Raw genomic sequence first — 22,392 nt, forward strand, 5'->3', positions numbered from 1 at the left:
CTCCGCTGACCCGGCCCCGGTCCAGCGAGTTACGCGCGCGGCCGGCCCGGCAGGTCACACGCGCGGCCGTGCCCGGCGCGTCACGGGCGAAGGGCCGGGGCGGCGTACCGTCCCGGCCCGACTCGCCTGTGCGTGCCGCTACTTCACCGGGGTGAAGTCCCGCGCCCCGATGAACTCGGGGCGGCGGATCGGAGCCGCGAAGGGCTCCTGCGCCTCGTTCTCCACGCTGTTGAAGACGATGAATACGTTGCTGCGCGCGTACGGGGTGATGTTGTCGCCCGAACCGTGCATGGCGTTGCAGTCGAACCAGGTCGCCGAACCGGCCTTGCCCGTGAAGAGCTTGATGCCGTGGCGGTCGGCCATCTTCGTCAGCGCCTCGTCGGACGGAGTGCCGGCGTCCTGCATCTGGAGCGACTTCTTGTAGTTGTCCTTCGGCGTCTCGCCCGCACAGCCGAGGAACGACTTGTGCGAACCGGGCATGATCATCAGCCCGCCGTTGGTGTCGAGGTTCTCGGTGAGCGCGATCGACACGGAGACGGTCCGCATGTTCGGCAGCCCGTCCTCCGCGTGCCAGGTCTCGAAGTCCGAGTGCCAGTAGAAGCCCGAGGCCCCGAAGCCCGGCTTCACATTGATCCGGGACTGGTGGACGTACACGTCCGAGCCGAGGATCTGGCGGGCCCGGCCCACCACCCGCTCGTCGCGGACCAGACCGGCGAAGACCTCGCTGATCTTGTGGACCTCGAAGACGGACCGTACGTTCTGCGACTGCTTCTCGACGATCGAGCGCTCGTCGGCGCGGACCGCCGGGTCGGTGATCAGCCGGTTCAGCTCCGCCTCGTAGACGGCGACCTCGTCCGGGGTGATGAGCTGGTCGACGGTGAGGAAGCCGTCGTGCTCGTATCCCTGGAGGTCCTTGGCGGCGATCGGACCCGGTGCGCCCGGCGCGGACCAGATGACCGGGTCCTGGCGGGGAGTGGTCATCTCGGCGGCGCCGCGCGAGGGGTACAGATCGGCGCGTACTCCGGTGGTCATGGTTCAGCCCTCCTCGGTCAGCAGTGGGTAGACACCGTTCTCGTCATGGTCCTCCCGTCCGGTGACGGGGGGATTGAAGACGCACACGCAGCGGAAGTCGGTCTTGGGCCGCATGGTGTGCCGCTCATGTCCGTCCAGCAGGTACATCGTGCCGGGCGTGATCCAGTGCTTCTCGCCGGTCTCGTCGTTGGTGAGCTCGGCCTCGCCCTCGGTGCACAGCACCGCCTCGATGTGGTTCGCGTACCACATGGAGGTCTCCGTGCCCGCGTACAGCACGGTCTCGTGGAGCGAGAAGCCCACCTTCTCCTTGGCGAGCACGATGCGCTTGCTCTCCCAGGTGCCGGACGCGGACTTCACATGCCGGTCGGTGTTCTCGATGTCACTGAACGATCGGACGATCACGGTGAGCGGTTGCCCTTCTCTTCTCTCCACAGTGTCCCGGGCCTCGCGGCCCGGGACCTCTTCTTCTCCACCTGCCCCGGCAGTGCCGGGTCAGGCCGTCTCGCGGACGCAGCGGGCCAGCGTGCGCAGGCCCTCGTCCAGTTCTTCGGGGGTGACGGTCAGCGGCGGCAGCAGCTTGACGACCTCGCTCTGCGGGCCGGAGGTCTCCAGCAGGAGCCCCAGCTCGAAGGCGCGGGCGCAGACCGCCGAGGCGCGCGCCGGGTCCTCGAACTCCATGCCCCACACCAGGCCCCGGCCGCGGAACTGCGCGGTCGGCTCCTCGGCGCAGATGGCCAGCAGCGTCTGCTCGACCTGCTCGCCGCGCGCCAGGGTCTGCTTCTCCATCTGGCCGTCCGCCCAGTAGGCGTCCAGCGCGGCGGCGGCCGTGACGAAGGCCGGGTTGTTGCCGCGGAAGGTGCCGTTGTGCTCGCCCGGCTCCCAGATGTCCAGCTCCGGCTTGAACAGGCAGAGCGACATCGGCATGCCGTAGCCGCTGATGGACTTCGACAGCGTGACGATGTCCGGCACGATGCCGGCCTCCTCGAAGGAGAAGAAGCCGCCGGTACGGCCGCAGCCCATCTGGATGTCGTCGACGATCAGCAGCATGTCCTGGCGGTGGCACAGCTCCTGCAGCGCGCGCAGCCACTCGGTGCGGGCGACGTTGATGCCGCCCTCGCCCTGGACCGTCTCCACGATCACGGCGGCGGGCTTGTTCAGCCCGGAGCCCTGGTCCTCCAGCAGTCGCTCGAACCAGAGGAAGTCGGGGACCGTGCCGTCGAAGTAGTTGTCGAACGGCATCGGGGTGCCGTGCACCAGCGGGATCCCGGCGCCGGCCCGCTTGAACGCGTTGCCGGTGACGGCGAGCGAGCCCAGCGACATGCCGTGGAAGGCGTTGGTGAACGAGACGACGGACTCGCGGCCCTTGACCTTACGGGCCAGCTTCAGCGCCGACTCGACGGCGTTGGTGCCGGTCGGGCCGGGGAACATCACCTTGTACGGCAGGTCGCGCGGCCGCAGGATCACGTTCTGGAACGTCTCCAGGAACGCGCGCTTGGCGGTGGTCGCCATGTCCAGGCCGTGGGTGATGCCGTCGCGCTCGATGTAGTCGATCAGCGCTCGTTTCAGCACCGGGTTGTTGTGACCGTAGTTCAGCGAGCCGGCCCCGGCGAAGAAGTCCAGGTAGGAGTGGCCGTCCTCGTCGGTCAGCCGGGCGCCCTGCGCGCGGTCGAAGACGGCGGGCCAGCCGCGGCAGTAGCTCCGGACCTCGGACTCAAGGGTCTCGAAGACGCTCAGTGCGGGCGGGGTGATGGTCACAGCGGATCTCCTGCGTGAGGGGGTGTGACGGGCGGTGGTCGAGTGCTCCCCGCCGCACGGAGGCGGCCGGGACCGCGCCGGGTGGTCGGCCGGCGCGAAAAGTCGGGGGATTCCGGGCGTACGGGTCGGGTACGCCGGGGTGCTGGCCGGGACGGCTCAGGTGGCGAACGGGCCTATCCGGTAGAGCACCTCGGGCAGGTGCGTCCCTTCGGGGAACAGCTCGCCCTCGAAGAGCACCTCCTGCTCCAGCGCGACGTCGTGCCGCTGGGCGTAGGACGTGAACAGCCGTTCGGAGGCGGTGTTGTCCGGCGTGATCGTCGTCTCCACGGACGACAGGCCCTGGGCGGCGGCGACCCGGGCGGTCAGCGCGTCCAGCAGAGCGGCGGCCAGTCCCCTGCCCCGGTGGGCCTGGTCGACGGCCACCTGCCAGACGACGAGGGTCTGAGGGCGGTCGGGCCTGATGTAGCCCGTCACGAAGGCGATGGGCTCGCCGTTCTCGCCTCGGGCGACGGCGGAGGTCGCGGCGAAGTCACGGCACCACAGCAGGTAGCTGTACGAGGAGTTCAGGTCCAGGACCTGGGAGTCGCGGGCGATGCGCCAGATCGCGGCTCCGTCCTCCACTCGTGGGGCATCGATACTGAGGAATTCGCTTCGGGCACGGGCAAAATCTGCTGGTGCGGCGGTCATGCGAATTGAATTTACCCAGCAAATTTCGAAATTGCATCGACGTGAAGGGTTGGGTGAAGCGCCTTCATGTGTTATCAGGCGTGCGCGAGATCTGCCGCGATCTGGGCGTAATTTCACCCTCTTTGTCATGAATTTTTCGGGCATAACGCCGTCGATGTGGAGTCGGTCACAGGGTTGTAACTCTCCTGAGACGTGTCCGAATCGCGAAGTTCGGGGCCCGCGAAAACTTCCGCGTTTAGGTGCGGAGAAAGCGGGCAGAAGAATGCGGGAAGCTGCTTTCTGTAAAGCGGCTCCCCGCATTTGAATATCAGAGGATCGGCCAGGTTTCCGAAACGGCGCCGTGGGCAGCATCGATATCGACCTGTCGGCCCGCGTCGCTCAGCGCCGCCCCCAGGGCCGCGAGCGAGGACAGCACCGCGTCCCGCGTCGCATCCGCCCCGTAGTGATTGACCCGGATCATCTCCTTGGACAGCGCCCCGCCGCCCGCGATGAGCGGGAGCGAGGGGTCCGCCGCCAGCGCCCGCGCGACCAGCGCGGCGGCGTCGGTCCCCGCCGGAGCGCGCAGCGTCGTGGCCACCGGAGCGGCGTCCCGCGCCTCGTGGACGTACGGCTCCAGACCGCCGCCCAGCGCCACCGCACCCGCCCGGGCCGCCGCGGCGGCCGAGGCGTGGCGGGCCGTCACCGTCTCGAGGCCGTCGGCCTCGATCCGCTCCAGGCACGCCTCCAGGCCCAGCATCTCCAGCTGCGCCGGGGCGTGCGGCAGGGCCGTGCGGCCGCCGTCGATCCAGCGCTCCTTCCAGTCCAGGAGGGAGAGGTAGGAGCGGCGCGGGGCGGCCGGATTGGCAGCGATCCGCTCCCAGGCCCGCGCGCTCACCGACACCGCCGACACCCCGGCCGGCCCGCCCATGGCCTTCTGCGCGCCGATCACGCACAGGTCGACGCCCCACGCGTCCGGCAGCAGCGGCTCGGCGCCCACCGAGGCGACCGCGTCCAGCATGAACAGCGCGCCGTGCGCCCGGACCACCTCGCCGATCTCCGCGGCCGGGTTGGTGTTGCCGGTCGCCGCCTCCGCGTGCACCAGCGAGACGAAGCCGATCTCCGGGTGCTCGGCGAGCGCCTCGGAGACCTGGGCGGCGGTCACCGCCGTGTGGAAGGGCACCGCGAGGTCGACGACGTGCGCGCCGCAGTCCCGCAGCCAGTCGCCGAAGGTCTGCCCGTAGGGGCCGGTGACCACGTTCAGCGCGGTCGAGCCGGGCCGCGCGCCGCTGCGGATGCAGCCCTCCAACGGCAGCAGCGCCTCGCCCTGGGTGATGACGACGTCCTGCTCCGTGGCGAGGAGCCGGGCCACGCGCCGCTCGATCGCCGCGAAGCGGTCGGCGGTGAGCGGGGGGAGGTCGAGGAAGGGGTGCGTCACGGTTCGGTGCTCTCTTCGGGTCGGGTGGTCGGGCGGGTACTTCGGCGGCCGGGCGGCGGTCGTGCCCGCGGCGGACGCCCCCTAGTGCCGCGGCCGCCCGGCGCCGACCGCGCGGTGACGGTCACCGGCTGGGCGCTGCCCGGTCTGGTCGACGCGCACTGCCATGTGGGCCTGGACCGGCACGGCCCGGTCGACGCGGCGACCGCCGAGAAGCAGGCCATCTCCGACCGGGAGGCCGGAACGCTGCTGATCCGGGACGCCGGATCGCCCTCCGACACCCGGTGGACCGACGACCGGGAGGACCTGCCGAAGATCATCAGGGCCGGCCGGCACATCGCCAGGACCCGCCGCTACATCCGCAACTTCGCCCACGAGATCGAGCCCGGCGACCTCGTCGCGTACGTGGCCCGGGAGGCCCGGCGCGGGGACGGCTGGGTCAAGCTGGTGGGGGACTGGATCGACCGCGACGCCGGGGACCTCACCGCCTGCTGGCCGCGCGGCGAGGTCGAGGCGGCCATCGCCGAGGCGCACCGGCTCGGCGCCCGCGTCACCGCGCACTGCTTCGCCGAGGAGTCGCTCACCGACCTGGTGGAAGCGGGCATCGACTGCATCGAGCACGCCACCGGCCTCACCGAGGACACCATCCCGCTCTTCGCCGAGCGCGGGGTCGCGATCGTCCCGACACTGGTCAACATCGCCACCTTCCCCGGCCTCGCGGCGGGTGGTGAGGCCAAGTTCCCGCGCTGGTCGGCCCACATGCGGCAGCTGTACGAGCGCCGCTACGACACCGTGCGTGCCGCGTACGACGCCGGGATCCCGGTCTACGTCGGCACCGACGCGGGCGGTTCGCTGGCACACGGCCTGGTCGCGGGTGAGGTCGCCGAGCTGGTCAAGGCGGGCATCCCGCCGCTGGAGGCACTCTCCGCCACCGCGTGGGGAGCCAGGCGCTGGCTGGGGCGGCCGGCGCTGGAGGAGGGCGCCCCGGCGGATCTGGTCGTGTACGAGGAGGACCCGCGCGCGGACGTCCGGGTGCTGGCGGCTCCTCGCCACATCGTGCTGAACGGGCGGGTGATCGGCTGAGAGCCTGTCGGGTGACCTCTGACCGGGCGGCCAGCCCTGGCGCGCACGCTTCCGGCGTTGCCGAAATGCCCTGGCAGCTCCGCTACGAGGACCTCTCGGCGCCTTGGAACCGCACGCACCGGAGCGCGTCCGCTTTACGGTCGAAGGCCACCCGACAGCCTCTGAGAGCGGCGCGGTGCCGGGTTGACGAGCAGTGACGGGGGCGGCCCCGGCTCGTTGGAACACCTCTGTGCACGTTCCGGTGTCTTCGGGCGCCGCACGGCCGGAGCCGGGTGAAACGAGTGACGCCGGGCAGCGCACGTGCCGAAAGATTCGAATATGCGCGCGGAAACCCCCCTTTGGGGTGAACTCACGTCAGGTGTCCGCCAGTTCACCCTCAGTGCGTAAAGATTCACGGAGTCGAGGCCGCCGGCACGGGCGATGTCCCCCATTGGACCGTGCCGTTGGCTCCATGTCTCTTGTGGGGGTTCCACCATCTTGAACAGCAACACCTTCCGTCTCGCTGCCCTGGCGGTCGCCGCCGCCCCCGTCGCTCTGCTTGCCGCCGTCCCCGCGCACGCAGCCCCGGCGACGCCCACCACCGGCGAGGGCAAGGCGAGCGCGGTCGTGCTCCGTACCGGGCTCGACGTCTCGCTCCTCGACAAGTCCGTCCAGGTGCCCCTCAAGGTCACGCTCAACGAGGTGCAGGCCCCGGCCAGTGCCGAGAGGACCGCGCTGACGGTGAACCTGGACGGGGTGGAGGGCCGCCCGGTCAGTGTCCTGCGCGCCGATGTGGCCACCGCGAACGCCACCGTGGGCGAGCACAAGGCCGAGGGGTACACCAACCTGGCGAAGGCCCGGATCCATGTCCCCGGCCTCACGGCGCTCTCGCTCATCGAGGTCGAGAAGGTCACCTCCAAGGCCGTCTGCGAGACCGGCAGGAAGCCCGTCGCCGAGTCGAACGTGCTCGGCCATGTCGCGGTGCTCGGCAAGAAGGTGACGCTCACCGCGGGCGGACCGGCCCGGGTGTCGGTGCCGGGCGTCGGCGAGGTCACCCTCGACCTGTCCAAGACGGTCACCACCGAGCGCACGGCGGCCGCGACGGCGCTCCAGCTCAAGGTGTCGGTCAACCCCTTGAAGCTCAACGTCGCCGAGGTGGAGGGCGAGGTCACCCTCGCCGAGGCGACCTGCGAGACCCCGAAGAAGCCGAAGACCCCCGAGAAGCCGGGCTCCACGGACGGCGGCTCGACGGGCGGTTCCACCGACGGCGGCTCCACGGGTGGCGACAGCGGCGGCGACCAGGGCGACGGCGGCAAGAGCGGCGGCGACGTGAAGACGCAGACCGGCTCCGACACCGGCACCGCCCCCACCGAGGCCAACCTCGCCGAGACCGGCGGCAGTTCCACCACCCCGTACCTCGCGGGCGGAGCGACCCTGCTGCTGGCCGTCGGCGCCGGCGCGACGGTGCTGGCACGCAGGCGCGGCAGCAGCCGGAGCTGACACGCGCCGGGGGCGGCGTCGTCACCGTGACGCCGCCCCTGGTACGCCGGACGGAGAAGCCCTTCAGCGCCCCGATCTCGCGGGCAGCGCTTGCACGGCCTGGTCCAGGGCCTGGAGGAAACGGTTGGTCGTGGCCCGGTCGCGGACCGCGAGCCGCAGCCACTGCGGCCCCAGCCCCGGGAACGTGTCCCCCCGCCGGGCCGCGAAGCCCAGCAGCCGCAGCCGCTCCCGGACCTCCGCCGCCCGCTCCAGACGCACCAGGACGAACGGCCCCCGGGCCGCCTCCACCGCCTCCACCTCACTGAACTCGGCCAGCCCGGCGAGGAGATGGGCCCGGTCCACCGTGATCCGGTCCGCCGCCTCGGCCGCCTCCACCAGCGCCCGAGGCTCCATGCACGCTTCGGCCGCCGCCAGCGCCGGGGACGACACCGGCCACAGCGGCTGCGCCTCGGAGAGCAGTGCCACGGTCTCCGGATCGGCCAGGACATATCCGATCCGCAGCCCGGCGAGCCCCCACGTCTTGGTGAGGCTGCGCAGCACCACGAGCCCCGGGATGTCCGTCCGCCCGCACAACGCCTCGCGCTCGCCCGGCACGACGTCCATGAACGCCTCGTCGACCACCAGCGTCCGCCCCGGTCTGGCCAGCCGCTCCAGCAGTGCCGCCGGATGCAGCACGGACGTCGGGTTCGTCGGGTTGCCGATCACCACGAGGTCCGCCTCCTCGGGCACCGCCGCCGGATCGAGCCGGAAGCCGTCCTCCTCGCGCAGCAACACCCGCCCCACGCCGTGCCCGGCCGCCCGGAGCGCCGCCTCCGGTTCGGTGAACTGCGGATGGACGACGACCGGATACCGGGCCGGAAGAGCCCGGGCGATCAGGACGAACGCCTCCGCGGCGCCCGCCGTCAGCAGCACCCGCTCCACCGGCAGTCCGTGCCGGTCGGCGACCGCGGCGCGGGCGGAGGATCCGTCCGGGTAGGCGGCCAGCGAGGTGAGCGACGCGGCTATCCGCTCGCGCAGCCACTCCGGGGGAGTGTGGGTACGGACGTTCACGGCGAGATCGGTCAGATTCTCGCCGCGCACCTCCGCGTCGCCGTGGTGGCGCAGGTCGGGCCCGGCGCTCTCGATGTTCCGCGTGGGGGGATTCATGGCAGCCATGGTGAACGGGCGGGAGCCTGCCGTCACCGGTGAGGTGGAAGTTTTCCTCCCGGAAACGTCGAAAGTCCCGGCGGCGGCCGGAAGCCGGCGTGCCACCGCACAGGTCGCCACCCCCCTGGACGTGGCGTTCCGGCCCGGGGTGCGGGTCTTCGGCACCACCAGCTCGTCCGCCTCGATCAGCGCCGCCGCCTCCGCGACCGACGGTGTCCCCACCGCCGCACCCACCGCGCCCGAAGGATGCGGCACGCGGACCCCGGCCAGCGCCCCGGCCGGATGGGTCCGCACCGGCACCCCGAGCCGGGCCGCCGCCCCCACGATCCCCGGCTCGTCCCCCTTGGCGTCGACCGTCGCCACCTCCACCACGTCCGCCGCGTCCAGCCCCGCTCCGCTCAGCACCGCCTCGATCAGGGCGAACACCACATCACCGGAGGCGCCACGGCGCGCGCCGACCCCCACCACCAGACTGCGGGCGCCGGACCGCGGTCCGGGGTCGACGGATGCTCCGGTCATCGGCGGAGTCCTGCCTTTCAGGTCAACGTCTCGGTGGTGGCACGGGGGAGGAGCGGGCACGGCCGCTCCGTATACGGACACGGGCGCGAGTACGGGCGGTGGCGCGGGAACAGGCACGGGGGCCCGCCGGTAAGGACACCCTGAGATGCGAGGAGAGGGCTCGATCGGCTAGCAAGGCCCCATGGCGGTGTTCGTCGCGCTCGGCGCGTTCCTGATGACCCTGGCCGGCGGCTGGGTCGCCCAACGCGTCACCGACCGCCGTCACCTGGTGCTCGGCTTCGCGGGCGGGCTGATGCTCGGCGTGGTCGGACTCGACCTCCTGCCGGAGGCGGTCGAGGCGGCGGGCACTCCGGTGTTCGGGGTGCCCGCCGCCCTGCTGCTGTTCGTCGCGGGCTTCCTGGTGGCCCATCTGGTCGAGGGGCTGCTCGCCGTACGCCAGGTGGCACACGGGGCGGGCGGCCCGCACGGCGAACGCGTACCGCAGGTGGGCCTCGCGGCGGCCGCCGCGATGGTCGGCCACAGCCTGATGGACGGCATCGCGCTCGGCGCCGCCTTCCAGGTCGGCGGAGCCATGGGCGTGGCCGTCGCGCTGGCGGTGATCAGTCATGACTTCGCCGACGGATTCAACACGTACACCCTCACCAGTCTTTACGGGAACGCCCGCCGCAAGGCGCTCCTGATGCTGTTCGCGGCTGCCGTGGCGCCGGTCGTGGGCGCGGCGACGACGATGCTGTTCACCCTTCCGGAGGAACTGCTCGGCGGCTATCTCGGCTTCTTCGGCGGAGCGCTGCTCTACCTGGCCGCTGCGGAGATCCTTCCCGAGGCGCACCACACCCATCCCGCCCGCTCCACCCTTCTCTGCACCATCGGGGGCGTGGGCTTCATCTGGCTGGTCGTCGGCATCGCCGAGTGAGCCGCGCGTACGCCCGCACACGCCGCTGAGACGGACGCGCGGGTCGCTCACCGCGCCCGGCAGTGTTCGACGAACCGCCGGGCCACCGAGGGCGACGCTGCCCAGTGGGTGTGCAGATAGCTCGCGTGCACGCCCCGCTGGACGTACCCCTCGACCCGCCGCTCCGGCTGGTGCATGCCCCAGGCCGGTGTGGTCCCCGCCCCCGGCTCCAGCACCGTGCGGTGGAACTCATGACCGCGCGTCCGGGTCCCCGCCACCGCCAGCGCACTGTCCGAGACCGCGACCGCCTGCCGGTACCCGAGCGTGAGGCGCTCGGACATCCGGGCCTCGGCGTCCAGCACCCCGCACATCGGCCGCCCGTCCAGCTCCCGCGCCAGATACAGCAGCCCCGCGCACTCGGCCGCCACCGGAGCCCCGCTCAGGGCCAACTCCGTGACCGCCCGCCGCAACGGCTCGTTCGCCGACAGCTCGGGGGCGTACATCTCCGGGAACCCGCCGCCGATCACGAGCCCCGCCGTACCGGCCGGCAGCTTCTCGTCCCGCAACGGATCGAAGGTCACGACCTCCGCACCGGCCGCCGTCAGCAGCTCGGCGTGCTCCGCGTAAGCGAACGTGAACGCCGCCCCGCCGGCCACGGCGACGACGGGCCTGACCGGCCCCACCGCCGGGGCGGTCGCCGGCTCCCACGCCTCGTCCGGCAGCGCGGGCGCGGTGCGGGCCAGCGCCATCAGAGCGTCCAGGTCGCACCCGGCCCGCACCCGCTCGCCCATCGCCGCCACGGAGTCCACCGCATCGCCCTGCCGCTCGGCCACCGGCACCAGACCCAGGTGGCGCGAGGGCGTCGCCACCTGAGGCGCCCGGCGCAGCACGCCCAGCACCGGCAGGCCCGACTCGTCCAACGCGTCCCGCAGCAGCGCCTCGTGGCGGTCGGAGGCCACCTTGTTCAGGATCACCCCGCCGATCCGCACCTCCGGATCCCAGGAGGCGAACCCGTGCACCAGGGCCGCCACCGAACGCGACTGCGACGATGCGTCCACCACCAGCACCACAGGGGCCCGGAGCAGCTTCGCCACCTGGGCGGTGGACGCCAGCTCCCCCTGCCCCGAGGCACCGTCGTACAGCCCCATCACGCCCTCGACCACGGCGAGGTCGCACCCCGCCGACCCGTGCGCGAACAGCGGGGCGATGAGGTCCGTCCCGCACATGTACGCGTCGAGATTGCGGCCGGGGCGGCCCGTCGCCAGCGAGTGGTAGCCCGGATCGATGTAGTCCGGGCCCACCTTGTGCGGCGAGACGGCCTGCCCGCGCGCGGCGAAGGCGGCCATCAGGCCGGTGGCGACGGTGGTCTTGCCGCTGCCGGAGGCCGGAGCGGCGATGACCAGACGGGGCACAGTCACCACTCGATGCCCCTCTGGCCCTTCTGCCCCGCGTCCATCGGGTGCTTGACCTTCGACATGTCGGTCACCAGGTCGGCGGCCTCGATGAGCCGGTCGGGCGCGTTACGGCCGGTGATCACCACATGCTGGGTACCGGGCCGGTTCCGCATGACCTCGACGACCTCGTCGGTGTCGATCCAGCCCCAGTGCATCGGGTAGGCGAACTCGTCGAGCACGTACAGCTTGTACGTCTCGGCCGCCAGGTCGCGCTTGACCTGCTCCCAGCCCTCGCGGGCCTTCTCCTCGTTGTCGAGCTGACCGTCGCGCTGGACCCAGGACCAGCCCTCGCCCATCTTGTGCCAGTCGACGGTGCCGCCCTCGCCGCTCGCGCCCAGCACCTTCAGCGCGTTCTCCTCGCCGACCTTCCACTTCGCCGACTTCACGAACTGGAAGACCCCGATCGGCCAGCCCTGGTTCCAGGCCCGCAGCGCGAGCCCGAAAGCTGCTGTCGACTTGCCCTTCCCGATGCCCGTGTGGACGAACAGGAGCGGGCGGTTGCGCCGCTGACGGGTGGTGAGCCCGTCGTCCGGCACCGATGTCGGCTGTCCCTGCGGCATTAAGCGGCCCTCCCGGCTGCGGTGACGTCCTTGACGAGCCCGGCGATCGAGTCGGCCCGCAGCTCGTCGAGCGTGACGGCGGTGCCTCCCAGTTCCCGGGCGAGTTCTCCGGCGAGGCCGAGGCGTACGTACCCCGACTCGCAGTCCACGACGACCGAGGCCGTCCCCTCGGCCTGGTGCAGTCGCGCCGCCCGCCCCGCGAGCGCGACCGGCTCCGGACCGCCGGTCGCCCGGCCGTCCGTGACGACGACGAGCAGCGGCCGCCGCGACGGATCACGCAACCGCTCCACCCGCAGCACGTCATGGGCCTTGAGCAGCCCGGCGGCCAGCGGAGTGCGCCCGCCGGTGGGCAGCGACTCCAGGCGCGAGGCGGCCGCGTCCACGGACGAGGTCGGCGGCAGCGCCACCTCCGCCTCCCTCCCCCGGAAGGTGACCAGACCGACCTTGTCCCGCCGCTGGTAGGCATCGAGCAGCAGCGACAGCACGGCCCCCTTGACCGCGCTCATCCGCTGCCGGGCCGCCATCGACCCGGAGGCGTCCACGACGAACAGCACGAGGTTGCCCTCACGCCCCTCCCGGGTCGCCTGACGCAGATCGTCCCGGCGCACCACGAGCCCCCGCCCGGAACGCCCGCGCGCCCGCTGGTGCGGGGCGGCGGCCTGCACGGTCGCGGCCAGATGCAGCTTGGTCAGCGACCCCCGCGGGCGGCGCGCGCCGGTCGTACGCCCGTGCTCGGTACGGGCCCGGGACCGCCGCCCCGCAGCGCCCTCGCCGAGCCCCGGCACGCTGAGCGTCTTCGTCCGGAACGGCTCGGCGGACGCCACCGGCCGCTGCTCGGCCCCGGCGGACCGGCCGGGCGCGTCGGGGGCGCCTTCGGGAGCCTGCGACGGCGTGTCGCCGTCGCTGCCGTCCTCGCCCTGCGGCGGCGTACGGTCTCCGTCGGCCTGCGGCGGCACACCCCCGCCACCACCGCCGCCACCGTCATCGTTCCCGCCCCCGTCGGGATCGGGATCGTCGTCGTTGTCCCGCCCCTGGTCCCCGGCGGCCTCGTCCAGGGTCCGGTCGAGCTTGTCCTCGTCCAGTCCGGGCGCGTCGAAGGGGTTGCGGCGACGCCGGTGGGGGAGCGCGAGGAGCGCGGCCTGCCGCACGTCGTCGGCGGTGACCGCCTCGCGCCCCGCCCAGGCGGCCAGCGCGGTCGCGGTACGGGCCATCACGATGTCGGCCCGCATCCCGTCGACCTCGAACGCGGCGCAGGTCGCGGCGATCTGCCGCAACACGCCGTCGCCCAGCACGACACGGGGCAGCAGGGCGCGCGCGGCGGCGATCCGCTCGCGCAGGGCCGACTCCTCCTCGGCCCAGCGCGCGGCGAAGCCCCCGGGGTCGTCGTCGTACGCGAGCCTGCGCCGCACGACCTCGACCCGCTCGTCGGTGTCCCGGGACGCGGCCACCTCGACGGTCAGCCCGAACCGGTCCAGCAACTGCGGCCGCAGCTCGCCCTCTTCCGGGTTCATCGTCCCGACCAGCAGGAACCGCGCCGCATGCCGTACGGAGACGCCCTCGCGCTCGACGTACGAGGCGCCCATGGCCGCCGCGTCCAGCAGCAGGTCCACCAGGTGGTCGTGGAGCAGGTTGACCTCGTCGACGTACAGGATCCCGCGGTGCGCGTCGGCCAGCAGCCCCGGCTCGAACGCCTTCACGCCCTCCGACAGCGCCCGCTCGATGTCCAGCGCCCCCACGAGCCGGTCCTCGGACGCGCCGACGGGCAGCTCCACGGTCCGCGCGGGCCGCGACACACCGGCCGCCTCCGCGTGCGCCCCATCGGGACACGCCGGATCCGGGGAGGCCGGGTCACAGGAGAACCGGCACCCGGGCACCACGAAGACCTCGGGCACGAGGGCGGCCAGCGCGCGGACGGCGGTGGACTTGGCGGTCCCCTTCTCGCCCCGCACGAGCACCCCGCCGACAGCCGGACTGACCGCGTTCAGCAACAGCCCGAGCCGCAGGTCGTCCTGCCCGACGATCGCGGTGAAGGGATACGGCGTACTCACTTGGCCTCCTGGTCGACATGAACATCAGCTGCTTCCCTGAGCCCCTCGGCCCTTGACCCGGCGGACCGGGCGACGTCAGGCGCCTCGGCCACTTCAAGCCCCTCCGGCGACCGAGGAGCGGGGTCCGGGGCAGCGCCCCGGCTCTCCGGAGTCCCCGCACCCGCACTCCCGCCGGCCCCCGCACCGGGCACCGAAGGCGCCCCCGGCGGCACGAACGGCAACCCCGCCGGCGCACCCCCCTCGATCAACCGCCACAACGCATCGGTGTCCGCATGCTCCTCCACAAGATCCCCCAGCCGATCCAGCTGCTCCTCCCGCAGCACCCCGAAACTCGTGTCCGGCGCAGGAACGAACCGCCGCCCCGCGGCCCGGGCCACCTCCACCAGGAACCGCCGCCGGAACGCGTCGCTCTCCAGCGACCCGTGCCAGTGCGTCCCCCACACCGCCCCCACCCGGCATCCGTCGAGGAACGGCTCGCCGCCCCGTACATCGGCCACCCCGTGGTGGATCTCGTACCCCTCCACCGGCTCGCCCAGCGCCGAACCGACCGGCCGCGCCAGCGTCTTGGCCCGGTCGAAGCGAATCCGCACCGGCAGCAGCCCCAGCCCGTCCACCACCCCGGCCCGCGACTCGACCTCGTCCTCGATCCGCTCACCGAGCACCTGGAACCCGCCGCAGATCCCCAGCACCGGCCGGCCCTCCGCCGCCCGCCGCACCAGTGCGTCCGCGAGGCCCCGCTCGCGCAGCCAGGCCAGCGCCTTCACCGTGCCGCGCGTCCCGGGCACGATGACCAGGTCCGCGTCGGCCAGCTCATCGGCCCGGTCCACGAACCGCACGACGACGCCCGGTTCGGCGGCCAGCGCGTCCACGTCCGTGAAGTTCGACATGAGCGGCACGGCGCAGACCGCCACCCGCAGCACGTCCTCGCCGTGCGGGGGAGCCACGACCGACTCCCGTACCGCACCCCGCAGGGACACCCGCAGGCCGTCCTCCTCGTCGATGCCGAGCCCGTGGGCGTACGGCAGCACCCCGTACGTCCGCCGCCCGGTCAGCCCGTACAGCATGTCCAGCCCCGGCTCCAGCAGCGAGACGTCGCCCCGGAACTTGTTCACCAGGTAGCCCGCGACCAGCGCCTGGTCCTCCGCGCTCAGCAGCGCCGTCGTCCCGAAGAACGACGCGAAGACCCCGCCGCGGTCGATGTCCCCGACCACCAGTACGGGGAAGCCCGCGGCCCGCGCGATCCCCATGTTCACGATGTCGGTGCGCCGCAGGTTGATCTCGGCTGGGCTTCCGGCTCCCTCGCAGATCACCGCGTCATAGGTCGACCGCAGCTGCTCCAGACAGTCGGTGACCGTGCCGAGCAGCGTCTCCTGACGGCCCCCGTGGTACCCCCGGGCGCTCATCTCGCCGACCGGCTTCCCCATCAGGACCACCTGGCTGGACCGGTCGCTGCCGGGCTTCAGCAGCACCGGGTTCATCAGGGCCGTCGGCTCCACCCGGGCGGCCTGCGCCTGCATCGCCTGGGCCCGCCCGATCTCCGCACCCTCCCGGGTCACGAAGGAGTTCAGGGACATGTTCTGCGCCTTGAACGGCGCGACCTTCACGCCCCGGCGCACCAGCCACCGGCAGATGCCGGCCGTGACGACGCTCTTGCCCGCGTCCGATGTGGTCCCCGCGACCAGCAGTCCACCGCTCATGCCCGTCCTCGCTTCCGTCCCGCGACCGTCCGGCCCGCGACCGTCCGGCCCGCGGCCATCCGTCCCGCGACAGTCCGGCCCGCCACGCACACACCCAGGGCCAGCGCACTCACCCGGCGCGACAACCGCACCGCGCGTTCGATGTCCGCACCCCGCACGTCCCGCCCGGACGCCCCGTTCAGCACCGGCCGGTGCTCGACGCGCCCCGCGTACGCCAGCGTCCCGCCCAGCCGTACGCCGAGCGCCCCAGCGAACGCGGCCTCCACCGGACCGGCGTTCGGGCTCGGGTGGCGTCCCGCGTCGGCCTTCCAGGCGCGTACGGCTTGCGACGGCCGCCCGCCCGCCGCCACGGCCAGCGCGGCCGTCAGGCGGGCGCCGGGCCACCCCGCGAGGTCGTCCAGGCGGGCCGAGGCCCACCCGTAACGGCGGTAGCGGGGCGACTTGTGGCCGACCATCGCGTCGAGCGTGTTCACGGCCCGGAAGCCGACGAGCCCCGGCACCCCGCCGATCGCCCCCCACACCAGCGCGCCGACGACGGCGTCCGAGGTGTTCTCCGCGACCGACTCGACGACCGCGCGGGCGATCCCCGGATGGTCCAGGGAGTGCGGATCGCGCCCGCACAGACGCGGCAGCCGCTCCCGGGCCACCTCCAGGTCCCCGGCGGCCAGGGCGCCGCCGATGGCGCGGGCCTCCCGGCCCAGCGACGTACCGCCGACGACGGACCAGGCGGTGGCGGCGGTCAGCGCGACGGCGAGCGCGGGGCGCCCCCGTACCGCGCGGGCGGTCAGCGCGGCGGCCCCCACGGCGCCTCCGGCGCAGACGAGGGTGTGCAGCGCGCCCCGGCCCCGGTCGTCACGCCACAGCAGGGACTCCACCCGCGCGGCGGCGCGGCCGAAACCGGCGACGGGATGGCCTCGACGGGGGTCACCGAGCAGGGCGTCGGCGATCAGCCCGGCCGTGGCGCCGTACGCGAAGACGCGATCGGCACGCACGGCTCAGCCCCCCGCGGGCAGGGGCGTTCCGGCACCGGGGCCTGTTCTGGGGGGCACGGGATGCGGCGCACGGCGGCCGGGCATGGCGTAGGTCCTCACTCAGGGTCCGCGCCCTGGTTCGACGTGACCGGCGACGAGAGTCTCCTGGCTTCCGGATCCGCAGTTCCCCCGGCCTTCCAGCCCGCGTGTCGCGGGCCGTGACATCCGGTGTGGGGGAGTGCTCCCCGGTGACAGTGGCGGGACCGCGCCGGATTCGCACCGGCTTCCTCTGCTGTCGCCGTAAATGGCTCCGGCAGTCCACCACGCCCTGCGAACACCCGTCAACTTGCTGTTGACCTGCGGGGCTCCACTGTGTGCGGACGCACATCGGGCCGGACACACGAGGGTGTGTCCGGCCCGGAGGAGTGCTGCGGAGTGCGGTGGAACGGGATCAGGCGACGATCAGGTAGATCCCGTACGAGACCGCCGCCAGGCACAGCCCGAAGCAGGCGTACGCGCCGGTGCGCGCCAGCGCGACCGAACCGCCGGAGGCGCTGCTTCCGGCCGCGGCGGACTGCTTGGAGAGGGCGACGATGCCCAGGGTGAAGAGCCCGACCAGTGCGACGGTGACCACGAGACTGACACCGAAGACGGAGGCGAGAGCTGCCCAGTCGATTTTCATGCGGATCTGTCCTTACACCGTGGCCGGCGGCCGGGCCGGGTCGTCGGGCGCCGGCGCCGGCGCCGGGATGGTGGTCATGAGGTCGGCGGCCGGGCCGCCGACGGGCGGCGGCTGGACCGCGGCGATGGCGGTGGTGACGACGCCCTGCGGCTCGTCCTCCCCGGCCGTGTCGTTGACGTTGGTGTGGTCGACCGGCCGGCGGCGCGAGGCCAGCCAGATCGCGAAGGAACCACCGACGAGCAGGATCGCGGTGACGGTGATGCCCCAAGGGCCCTGCTTGGTCAGGAACTCGGCGCCCGCGCCGACCAGACCCGCGGCCGGCAGCGTCAGACCCCAGGCGATGAACATCCGGGTGGCGGTGGACCAGCGGACCACGCCCCCCTTGCGGCCGAGGCCCGCGCCCATCACGGCGCCGGAGCAGGACTGCGTGGTGGAGAGCGAGAAGCCGAGGTGCGAGGAGGCCAGGATGACGGTCGCCGCGCTGGTCTGGGCGGCGAAGCCCTGCGGCGGCTGGAGGTCGGTCAGACCCTTGCCCATGGTGCGGATGATGCGCCAGCCGCCCAGGTAGGTGCCGAGCGCGATGGCGACACCGGCGGAGACGATGACCCACAGCGGCGGGTTGGAGCCGGGGGCGAGGACGCCGCCGGTGACCAGGGCCAGGGTGATGATGCCCATCGTCTTCTGGGCGTCGTTGGTGCCGTGGGCGAGCGAGACGAGACCGGCGGAGGCGATCTGCCCGGCCCGGTAGCCCTTGGCCGTCGACTTCAGCTGGTTCTCGTCGGTGACGTTCCGGTTGATCCGGTACGTCAGCCGCGTGGCCAGCATCGCGGCGAGGCCGGCCACCAGCGGGGCGGCGATCGCCGGGAGCAGCACCTTGGTGACGACGGTGCCGCCGTTGATCGAGGACCAGCCGGCCGACATGACCGCGGCGCCGATCAGACCGCCGAACAGGGCGTGGGAGGAACTGGAGGGCAGGCCGACCAGCCAGGTCAGGAGATTCCACAGGATGGCGCCGACGAGCGCCGCGAAGATGACCTCGGTTCTGAGGCCGTCCTCGTTGACAATCCCGCCGGAGATCGTCTTGGCGACCTCCACCGACAGGAACGCGCCGATCAGGTTGAGAACGGCGGACATCGCCACCGCTGTCTTGGGCTTCAGGGCGCCGGTCGAGATGGTGGTGGCCATCGCGTTGGCGGTGTCGTGGAAACCGTTCGTGAAATCGAACACGAGAGCTGTCACGACCACAATCGCAAGCAGCAGCGTGATGTGTTCCATTTACCCAGGCAATCGTTCGACGTCAGTGGCACGTGGACCGTAGGCAACCTGGGTGAACGGAAGATGAACTGGGCAGGGCGTTGCGGTGACCCAAAACGGGGCAGGCCGCTTCCGCTTGTGTGCGGGCGTGGTTGCGGGATGCCTGTGGGGTGCGGCGTGGACTGCCCTTTGCCGCCCGTTGGCGAACATTTTGACCGGCTGTTCGGCACCCGGAAGAGATCCCCGTCACTCCCCATGTGACGTTCCGGTTGCGCCCGTTCGCGCCTACGCTCGCCCCATGAGCGAGCAGCACCCGGAATCTGTCCGGGAGACCTGGCGGGACGTCGTCGCGACGGCCCGCCGCAGCGCGTCGGACGGCCTGGTCGTCGGCACCTCGGGCAATGTGTCGGCCCGCGTCGGCGACCTGGTCCTGGTGACGCCCAGCGGGGTGCCCTACGACCGGCTCGGACCCGACGACGCGGTCGGCGTCGACCTCGAGGGACGCCAGGTCCTCGGGGGCCTCGGGCCGACCAGCGAACTCCCCCTCCACCTGGCGGTCTACCGCTCCACCGACGCCGCCGCCGTGGTCCACACCCACGCCGTGCACGCCACCGCCGTCTCCACCCTCGTCACCGAGCTGCCGCTCGTCCACTACGCGGCCGCCATCCTCGGCGGCCCCGTCCGCACCGCCGCCTACGCCCGCTACGGCACCCCGGAGCTGGCCGAGGCCATGCTCGAAGCCCTGCGCGACCGCACCGGCGCTCTGCTCGCCAACCACGGCACCGTCACCTACGGCGACACCCTCGACCAGGCCTACGAGCGCACCGCCCAACTGGAGTGGCTGTGCCGTCTCTGGCTCACCGCGAGCTCCGTGCCCGGCCGCACCCCGTCCCTGCTCGACGCCGGCCAGCTGGCCGAGGTGACCGAAGCGCTCAAGGGATACGGCCAGCCCGGCTGACCCGCGCCCCGGTCTCTGCAGCCGCCGGAGGCCGCGCCCGCCCGGACGGCCCCCGCCGGCTGGCAGCCCGCCGCCCGTCCCACGACACTGAAGCGGTGCGCCCGGTAACCGCGACGGCAACGGCCGTCACCACGATCCTCGGCGTCGGTGCGGCAGTGGTCGCGGCCGGCCGGTACGCCGGCGACGCCGCCCTCAAGGCGGCGCCCGGACTTCCCCTCCCCGCCGACCGCAGACTCACTGTGCACGCCGCGGCGTCCGGGCAGGTCACCCTGACCCGCTCCTTCTCGGCGCTCCGGCCCGGCACCTACGGCCTGGCCGGACCCGGGGTCCACGCGGTCGTCGGGCCCGTCGTCGAAGGGGCCTCCCAGGCCGCCGACACCGTCGTCCGGAGGCTGGAGAGCGTCGGCCAGGGCATCCTCGAACCCGGCGTGAAGGTCCGGCTCACCCCCGCGCTGTACGGCGGCGACCCGGGCAGCGACCTCGGCCTGGACCACCAGGAGGTCGAGATCCCAGGCGAGCTGGGAACCCTGCCCGCCTGGTACGTCCCCGGCGCCCGCGACACCTGGGTCATCACCGTGCACGGCCTCGGCACCACCCTGGCCCACCCCATGAACCTGATGGGGTTCCTGCACCGACAGGGCTTCCCCGTGCTCGACCTCGCCTACCGGGGCGACCCCGGAGCCCCCCGCCCCGCCGACGGCCTCGGCCACTTCGGCGCCTCCGAATGGCGCGACCTCGACGCCGCCCTCCGCTACGCACTGCGCTACGGCGCCCGGAACGTGATCGTCCACGGCTGGTCCACCGGCGCCACCACGGCCCTGTACGCCGCGGTCGAATCCCCGCTCCGCGACCGGATCAGGGGTCTCGTCCTCGACTCCCCGGTGCTGGACTGGCCGGTCACCCTGCGCGCCCTGGCCGCCGCCCGCGGCGTCCCGGCCGCCCTGCTGCCGCTCGCCGTCCGCGCCGCCCAGGGCCGGACCGGGATGAGCGCCGCCCCGGTGCTGGAGACCTCGCTGGCGGCCTCGCTGCGCACCCCGACCCTGATCCTGCACGGCCCGGACGACACGATCGCCCCTTGGGAGTCATCCCGCGAGCTCGCCGCCCGCCGCGCGGATCTGGTCAGCCTCCACGCCGTACCGCAGGCTCCGCATGCGTCGATGTGGAACGCCGACCCGGCCCGTTACGAGGAGACCCTGCGACGCTTCCTCACGCCCCTGATGTGAGCCGATGGGGTGAACTCTCCCCCCAGCTGTCGCACCGGGGGAACCTTTCACGTACCGGTGAATCGCCTTCCGTTTGGGCTTTCGGGCCGTCAGGGGCAAGACTGCTCCCGTGACGTCCCGTACTCCGCGCGACTCCAGGCTGCGACTTGTCCGCCCGCGACCCCTTGCCACCGCCCGCAAGGCCGTGACCACCCGGCGCACCAGGCCGGCTCCCCGGCCCCCCGAGGGCACCCCGCCCCGTACGGAACTGGCACGCCAGGCCAGGGCGGTGCTCGCCGACGCCGTACGCATCGCCCACTGGGCGGCCGGCACACCGGGGCCGGGCACCGCCGCCCCGCTCGCGGCCCACGCGCTCGAACGGGCGGCCACCGCCCTGGAGCTCTCCCCGGCGCAGGTCCGCGCGGGCTGGGACCGGGCCCGGCTGGCCGGACTCATCGAACTCCACGGCGACACCGCCCGCCCCGGCTGGCGGCTGCGCGCCTGGGACCGGGACGACTCCGCCGTCCTCCGCGGCTGGGTGGCGCTCTTCGACGCCTGGTCGCTCGTCCACGCCGCCCCCGCGGACATCGAGGCGGGCGCGGTCGCCGAAGCCGTCGAGGCCGTACCCCAGGTGCTCTCGCTCCTCCAGCTCTCCGCGGGCCCCGTCACCGTCCCCGCCCTGCTGGACCTCCTAGGCCAGCGCGTCGCCGAACTCCAGGAGGAGCGCTGCGAAGTGCCCCTGGCGCCCGGCAGAACCGCGCCCGCCGACTCGGCGGAGACCGCCGGACCGGCCGGGACCGCCGCCGGAGCCGCGCGGAGCGACGACCTCAACGCCCTGCTGCTCGACTGGGCCCTGGAGGGCCTGGCCGCCGTCGGGGCGCTGACCCTCGGCACAGGGCACGCCACCCTCACCCCGCTCGGCAACTGGGCGGTCTGGGTCAAGCTGGAACAGATCTGCGTCGCCGCCCAGAGCCCGGCCGGGAACATCGAGCAGTCCGCCGCCGACATGCTCCTCGGCTGCGCCCGCCTCACCCCCGGCCCGGCCCGCGACGAATACCGCGCCTGGCTCGCCGCCCGTACCGTCGGCAGCGCCGTCGCCGAACTGCTGGCCGTCGCCCGGGGCGAGGACGCGCTGCTGCGCGGCCTGGCCTTCGAGGCGCTGCGGGTCGTCGGCGCCCCCGCCGAACCCGAGGTCCGCGCTGTACTCGCCGAACCCTCGCTTCGGCCCTACGCGCTGCTCTGGCTCGCCGAGTACGAGGGCAACGACCCGGACGACGCCCAGGAGGCCCTCAGCCGTGAGGAGGCCACCTGGCTCTGGGTCGACACCGCGGCCGCCGTCGCCGACCACGGCGAGACCGGGCTGCTGGTCCGCCACCTCGACTCCGCCGTCCAGGGCACCGTCCCGGCCCTCCTCGACGAGGTCAGGGCCGTCGGCCACCCGCGCACCGTCCAGGTCCTGGTCGCCCTGGCCGCGGCCCACCCTGACCCGGCCCTGGCCAAAGCGGTCCGCCGGGCCGCCTTCCAGGTGCACACCGGAGGAGCCTGAACCGTCCGCCGCCGGG

General features: G+C 73.1%; 19 protein-coding genes and 1 riboswitch. Of the genes, 6 read left to right on the plus strand and 13 right to left on the minus strand.

What is annotated here, in order from left to right; genetic code table 11:
* Positions 1 to 138: 138 nt before the first annotated feature.
* The 5 genes from thpD to IG90_RS0127785 all read right to left on the minus strand — a co-directional run bounded on the left by thpD (position 139) and on the right by IG90_RS0127785 (position 4,888).
* Positions 139 to 1,032 (minus strand): ectoine hydroxylase, encoded by an 894-nt coding sequence (gene thpD / locus IG90_RS0127765; protein ID WP_030590139.1) that lies wholly within the window; start codon positions 1,030 to 1,032, stop codon positions 139 to 141.
* Between the two features lie 3 nt (positions 1,033 to 1,035).
* Positions 1,036 to 1,434, minus strand: a complete 399-nt coding sequence (locus tag IG90_RS0127770; RefSeq protein ID WP_030590141.1) for an ectoine synthase — start codon at positions 1,432 to 1,434, stop codon at positions 1,036 to 1,038.
* A gap of 90 nt (positions 1,435 to 1,524) precedes the next feature.
* Entirely contained in the window at positions 1,525 to 2,787 is a 1,263-nt protein-coding gene (ectB, locus tag IG90_RS0127775; protein ID WP_030590143.1) for a diaminobutyrate--2-oxoglutarate transaminase, read from the minus strand.
* A 156-nt stretch (positions 2,788 to 2,943) separates the two neighbouring features.
* Positions 2,944 to 3,474 (minus strand): diaminobutyrate acetyltransferase, encoded by a 531-nt coding sequence (gene ectA / locus IG90_RS0127780; protein WP_078585439.1) that lies wholly within the window; start codon positions 3,472 to 3,474, stop codon positions 2,944 to 2,946.
* Positions 3,475 to 3,781: 307 nt separating this feature from the next.
* On the minus strand, positions 3,782 to 4,888 hold the full coding sequence (locus tag IG90_RS0127785) for a pyridoxal-phosphate-dependent aminotransferase family protein (RefSeq protein ID WP_030590147.1): 1,107 nt from the start codon (positions 4,886 to 4,888) through the stop codon (positions 3,782 to 3,784).
* A gap of 6 nt (positions 4,889 to 4,894) precedes the next feature.
* Here IG90_RS0127785 and IG90_RS0127790 point away from each other — a divergent pair, with 6 nt between their 5' ends.
* The gene (locus IG90_RS0127790) at positions 4,895 to 5,968 is read left to right on the plus strand and encodes an amidohydrolase family protein (RefSeq protein ID WP_030590149.1); all 1,074 of its coding nucleotides are present in this window, start codon (positions 4,895 to 4,897) and stop codon (positions 5,966 to 5,968) included.
* A gap of 477 nt (positions 5,969 to 6,445) precedes the next feature.
* Entirely contained in the window at positions 6,446 to 7,447 is a 1,002-nt protein-coding gene (locus tag IG90_RS0127795; protein ID WP_030590152.1) for an SCO1860 family LAETG-anchored protein, read from the plus strand.
* A gap of 63 nt (positions 7,448 to 7,510) precedes the next feature.
* Here IG90_RS0127795 and cobC read toward each other — a convergent pair whose 3' ends face one another.
* Positions 7,511 to 9,112 carry an Rv2231c family histidinol phosphate aminotransferase CobC gene (cobC, locus tag IG90_RS0127800; RefSeq protein WP_078585440.1) on the minus strand — a complete coding sequence of 534 codons (1,602 nt, stop codon included), beginning with the start codon at positions 9,110 to 9,112 and terminating at the stop codon, positions 7,511 to 7,513.
* Positions 9,113 to 9,293: 181 nt separating this feature from the next.
* Here cobC and IG90_RS0127805 point away from each other — a divergent pair, with 181 nt between their 5' ends.
* Positions 9,294 to 10,025 (plus strand): ZIP family metal transporter, encoded by a 732-nt coding sequence (locus tag IG90_RS0127805; protein ID WP_030590157.1) that lies wholly within the window; start codon positions 9,294 to 9,296, stop codon positions 10,023 to 10,025.
* 47 nt (positions 10,026 to 10,072) lie between these two features.
* On the opposite strand, the gene IG90_RS0127810 is transcribed toward IG90_RS0127805, so the two are convergent.
* From IG90_RS0127810 to IG90_RS0127840, 7 genes are all read right to left on the minus strand, one after another.
* On the minus strand, positions 10,073 to 11,425 hold the full coding sequence (locus tag IG90_RS0127810) for a cobyrinic acid a,c-diamide synthase CobB (RefSeq protein WP_030590160.1): 1,353 nt from the start codon (positions 11,423 to 11,425) through the stop codon (positions 10,073 to 10,075).
* A complete protein-coding gene (gene cobO / locus IG90_RS0127815) occupies positions 11,419 to 12,018 on the minus strand; it encodes a cob(I)yrinic acid a,c-diamide adenosyltransferase (protein WP_030590163.1) in 600 nt (199 codons plus the stop codon). Before cobO ends, IG90_RS0127810 begins: the two co-directional genes overlap by 7 nt.
* A complete protein-coding gene (locus IG90_RS0127820) occupies positions 12,018 to 14,066 on the minus strand; it encodes a putative cobaltochelatase (RefSeq protein ID WP_030590166.1) in 2,049 nt (682 codons plus the stop codon). Before IG90_RS0127820 ends, cobO begins: the two co-directional genes overlap by 1 nt.
* On the minus strand, positions 14,063 to 15,763 hold the full coding sequence (locus IG90_RS0127825) for a cobyric acid synthase (RefSeq protein WP_030590169.1): 1,701 nt from the start codon (positions 15,761 to 15,763) through the stop codon (positions 14,063 to 14,065). The genes IG90_RS0127820 and IG90_RS0127825 overlap by 4 nt, the downstream gene beginning before the upstream one ends.
* Positions 15,760 to 16,755 (minus strand): cobalamin biosynthesis protein, encoded by a 996-nt coding sequence (locus IG90_RS0127830; protein ID WP_030590172.1) that lies wholly within the window; start codon positions 16,753 to 16,755, stop codon positions 15,760 to 15,762. Before IG90_RS0127830 ends, IG90_RS0127825 begins: the two co-directional genes overlap by 4 nt.
* A 138-nt stretch (positions 16,756 to 16,893) precedes the next feature.
* Positions 16,894 to 17,023: riboswitch (cobalamin riboswitch) on the minus strand.
* A 162-nt stretch (positions 17,024 to 17,185) separates the two neighbouring features.
* Positions 17,186 to 17,416, minus strand: a complete 231-nt coding sequence (locus IG90_RS0127835) for a hypothetical protein (protein ID WP_030590176.1) — start codon at positions 17,414 to 17,416, stop codon at positions 17,186 to 17,188.
* 12 nt (positions 17,417 to 17,428) lie between these two features.
* The gene (locus IG90_RS0127840; protein WP_030590179.1) at positions 17,429 to 18,691 is read right to left on the minus strand and encodes an inorganic phosphate transporter; all 1,263 of its coding nucleotides are present in this window, start codon (positions 18,689 to 18,691) and stop codon (positions 17,429 to 17,431) included.
* A gap of 277 nt (positions 18,692 to 18,968) precedes the next feature.
* Here IG90_RS0127840 and IG90_RS0127845 point away from each other — a divergent pair, with 277 nt between their 5' ends.
* The 3 genes from IG90_RS0127845 (at position 18,969) to IG90_RS0127855 (ending at position 22,376) form a co-directional block, all read left to right on the plus strand.
* Positions 18,969 to 19,628 carry a class II aldolase/adducin family protein gene (locus IG90_RS0127845; protein WP_030590182.1) on the plus strand — a complete coding sequence of 220 codons (660 nt, stop codon included), beginning with the start codon at positions 18,969 to 18,971 and terminating at the stop codon, positions 19,626 to 19,628.
* Between the two features lie 95 nt (positions 19,629 to 19,723).
* A complete protein-coding gene (locus IG90_RS0127850) occupies positions 19,724 to 20,851 on the plus strand; it encodes an alpha/beta hydrolase (protein ID WP_030590184.1) in 1,128 nt (375 codons plus the stop codon).
* 184 nt (positions 20,852 to 21,035) lie between these two features.
* Positions 21,036 to 22,376 (plus strand): hypothetical protein, encoded by a 1,341-nt coding sequence (locus IG90_RS0127855; RefSeq protein WP_030590187.1) that lies wholly within the window; start codon positions 21,036 to 21,038, stop codon positions 22,374 to 22,376.
* The last annotated feature ends 16 nt before the right edge of the window (positions 22,377 to 22,392 follow it).

This window comes from Streptomyces anulatus, assembly GCF_000721175.1.
GTDB classification, from domain to species: domain Bacteria; phylum Actinomycetota; class Actinomycetes; order Streptomycetales; family Streptomycetaceae; genus Streptomyces; species Streptomyces anulatus_C.

Bases quoted from the DNA above. Each gene is read 5' to 3' on its own strand.
- thpD (WP_030590139.1), bottom strand. From the start codon at position 1,032: ATGACCACCGGAGTACGCGCCGATCTGTACCCCTCGCGCGGCGCCGCC.
- ectA (WP_078585439.1), bottom strand. From the start codon at position 3,474: ATGACCGCCGCACCAGCAGATTTTGCCCGTGCCCGAAGCGAATTCCTC.
- cobC (WP_078585440.1), bottom strand. From the start codon at position 9,112: ATGACCGGAGCATCCGTCGACCCCGGACCGCGGTCCGGCGCCCGCAGT.
- IG90_RS0127805 (WP_030590157.1), top strand. From the start codon at position 9,294: ATGGCGGTGTTCGTCGCGCTCGGCGCGTTCCTGATGACCCTGGCCGGC.
- cobO (WP_030590163.1), bottom strand. From the start codon at position 12,018: ATGCCGCAGGGACAGCCGACATCGGTGCCGGACGACGGGCTCACCACC.
- IG90_RS0127825 (WP_030590169.1), bottom strand. From the start codon at position 15,763: ATGAGCGGTGGACTGCTGGTCGCGGGGACCACATCGGACGCGGGCAAG.
- IG90_RS0127835 (WP_030590176.1), bottom strand. From the start codon at position 17,416: ATGAAAATCGACTGGGCAGCTCTCGCCTCCGTCTTCGGTGTCAGTCTC.
- IG90_RS0127840 (WP_030590179.1), bottom strand. From the start codon at position 18,691: ATGGAACACATCACGCTGCTGCTTGCGATTGTGGTCGTGACAGCTCTC.
- IG90_RS0127845 (WP_030590182.1), top strand. From the start codon at position 18,969: ATGAGCGAGCAGCACCCGGAATCTGTCCGGGAGACCTGGCGGGACGTC.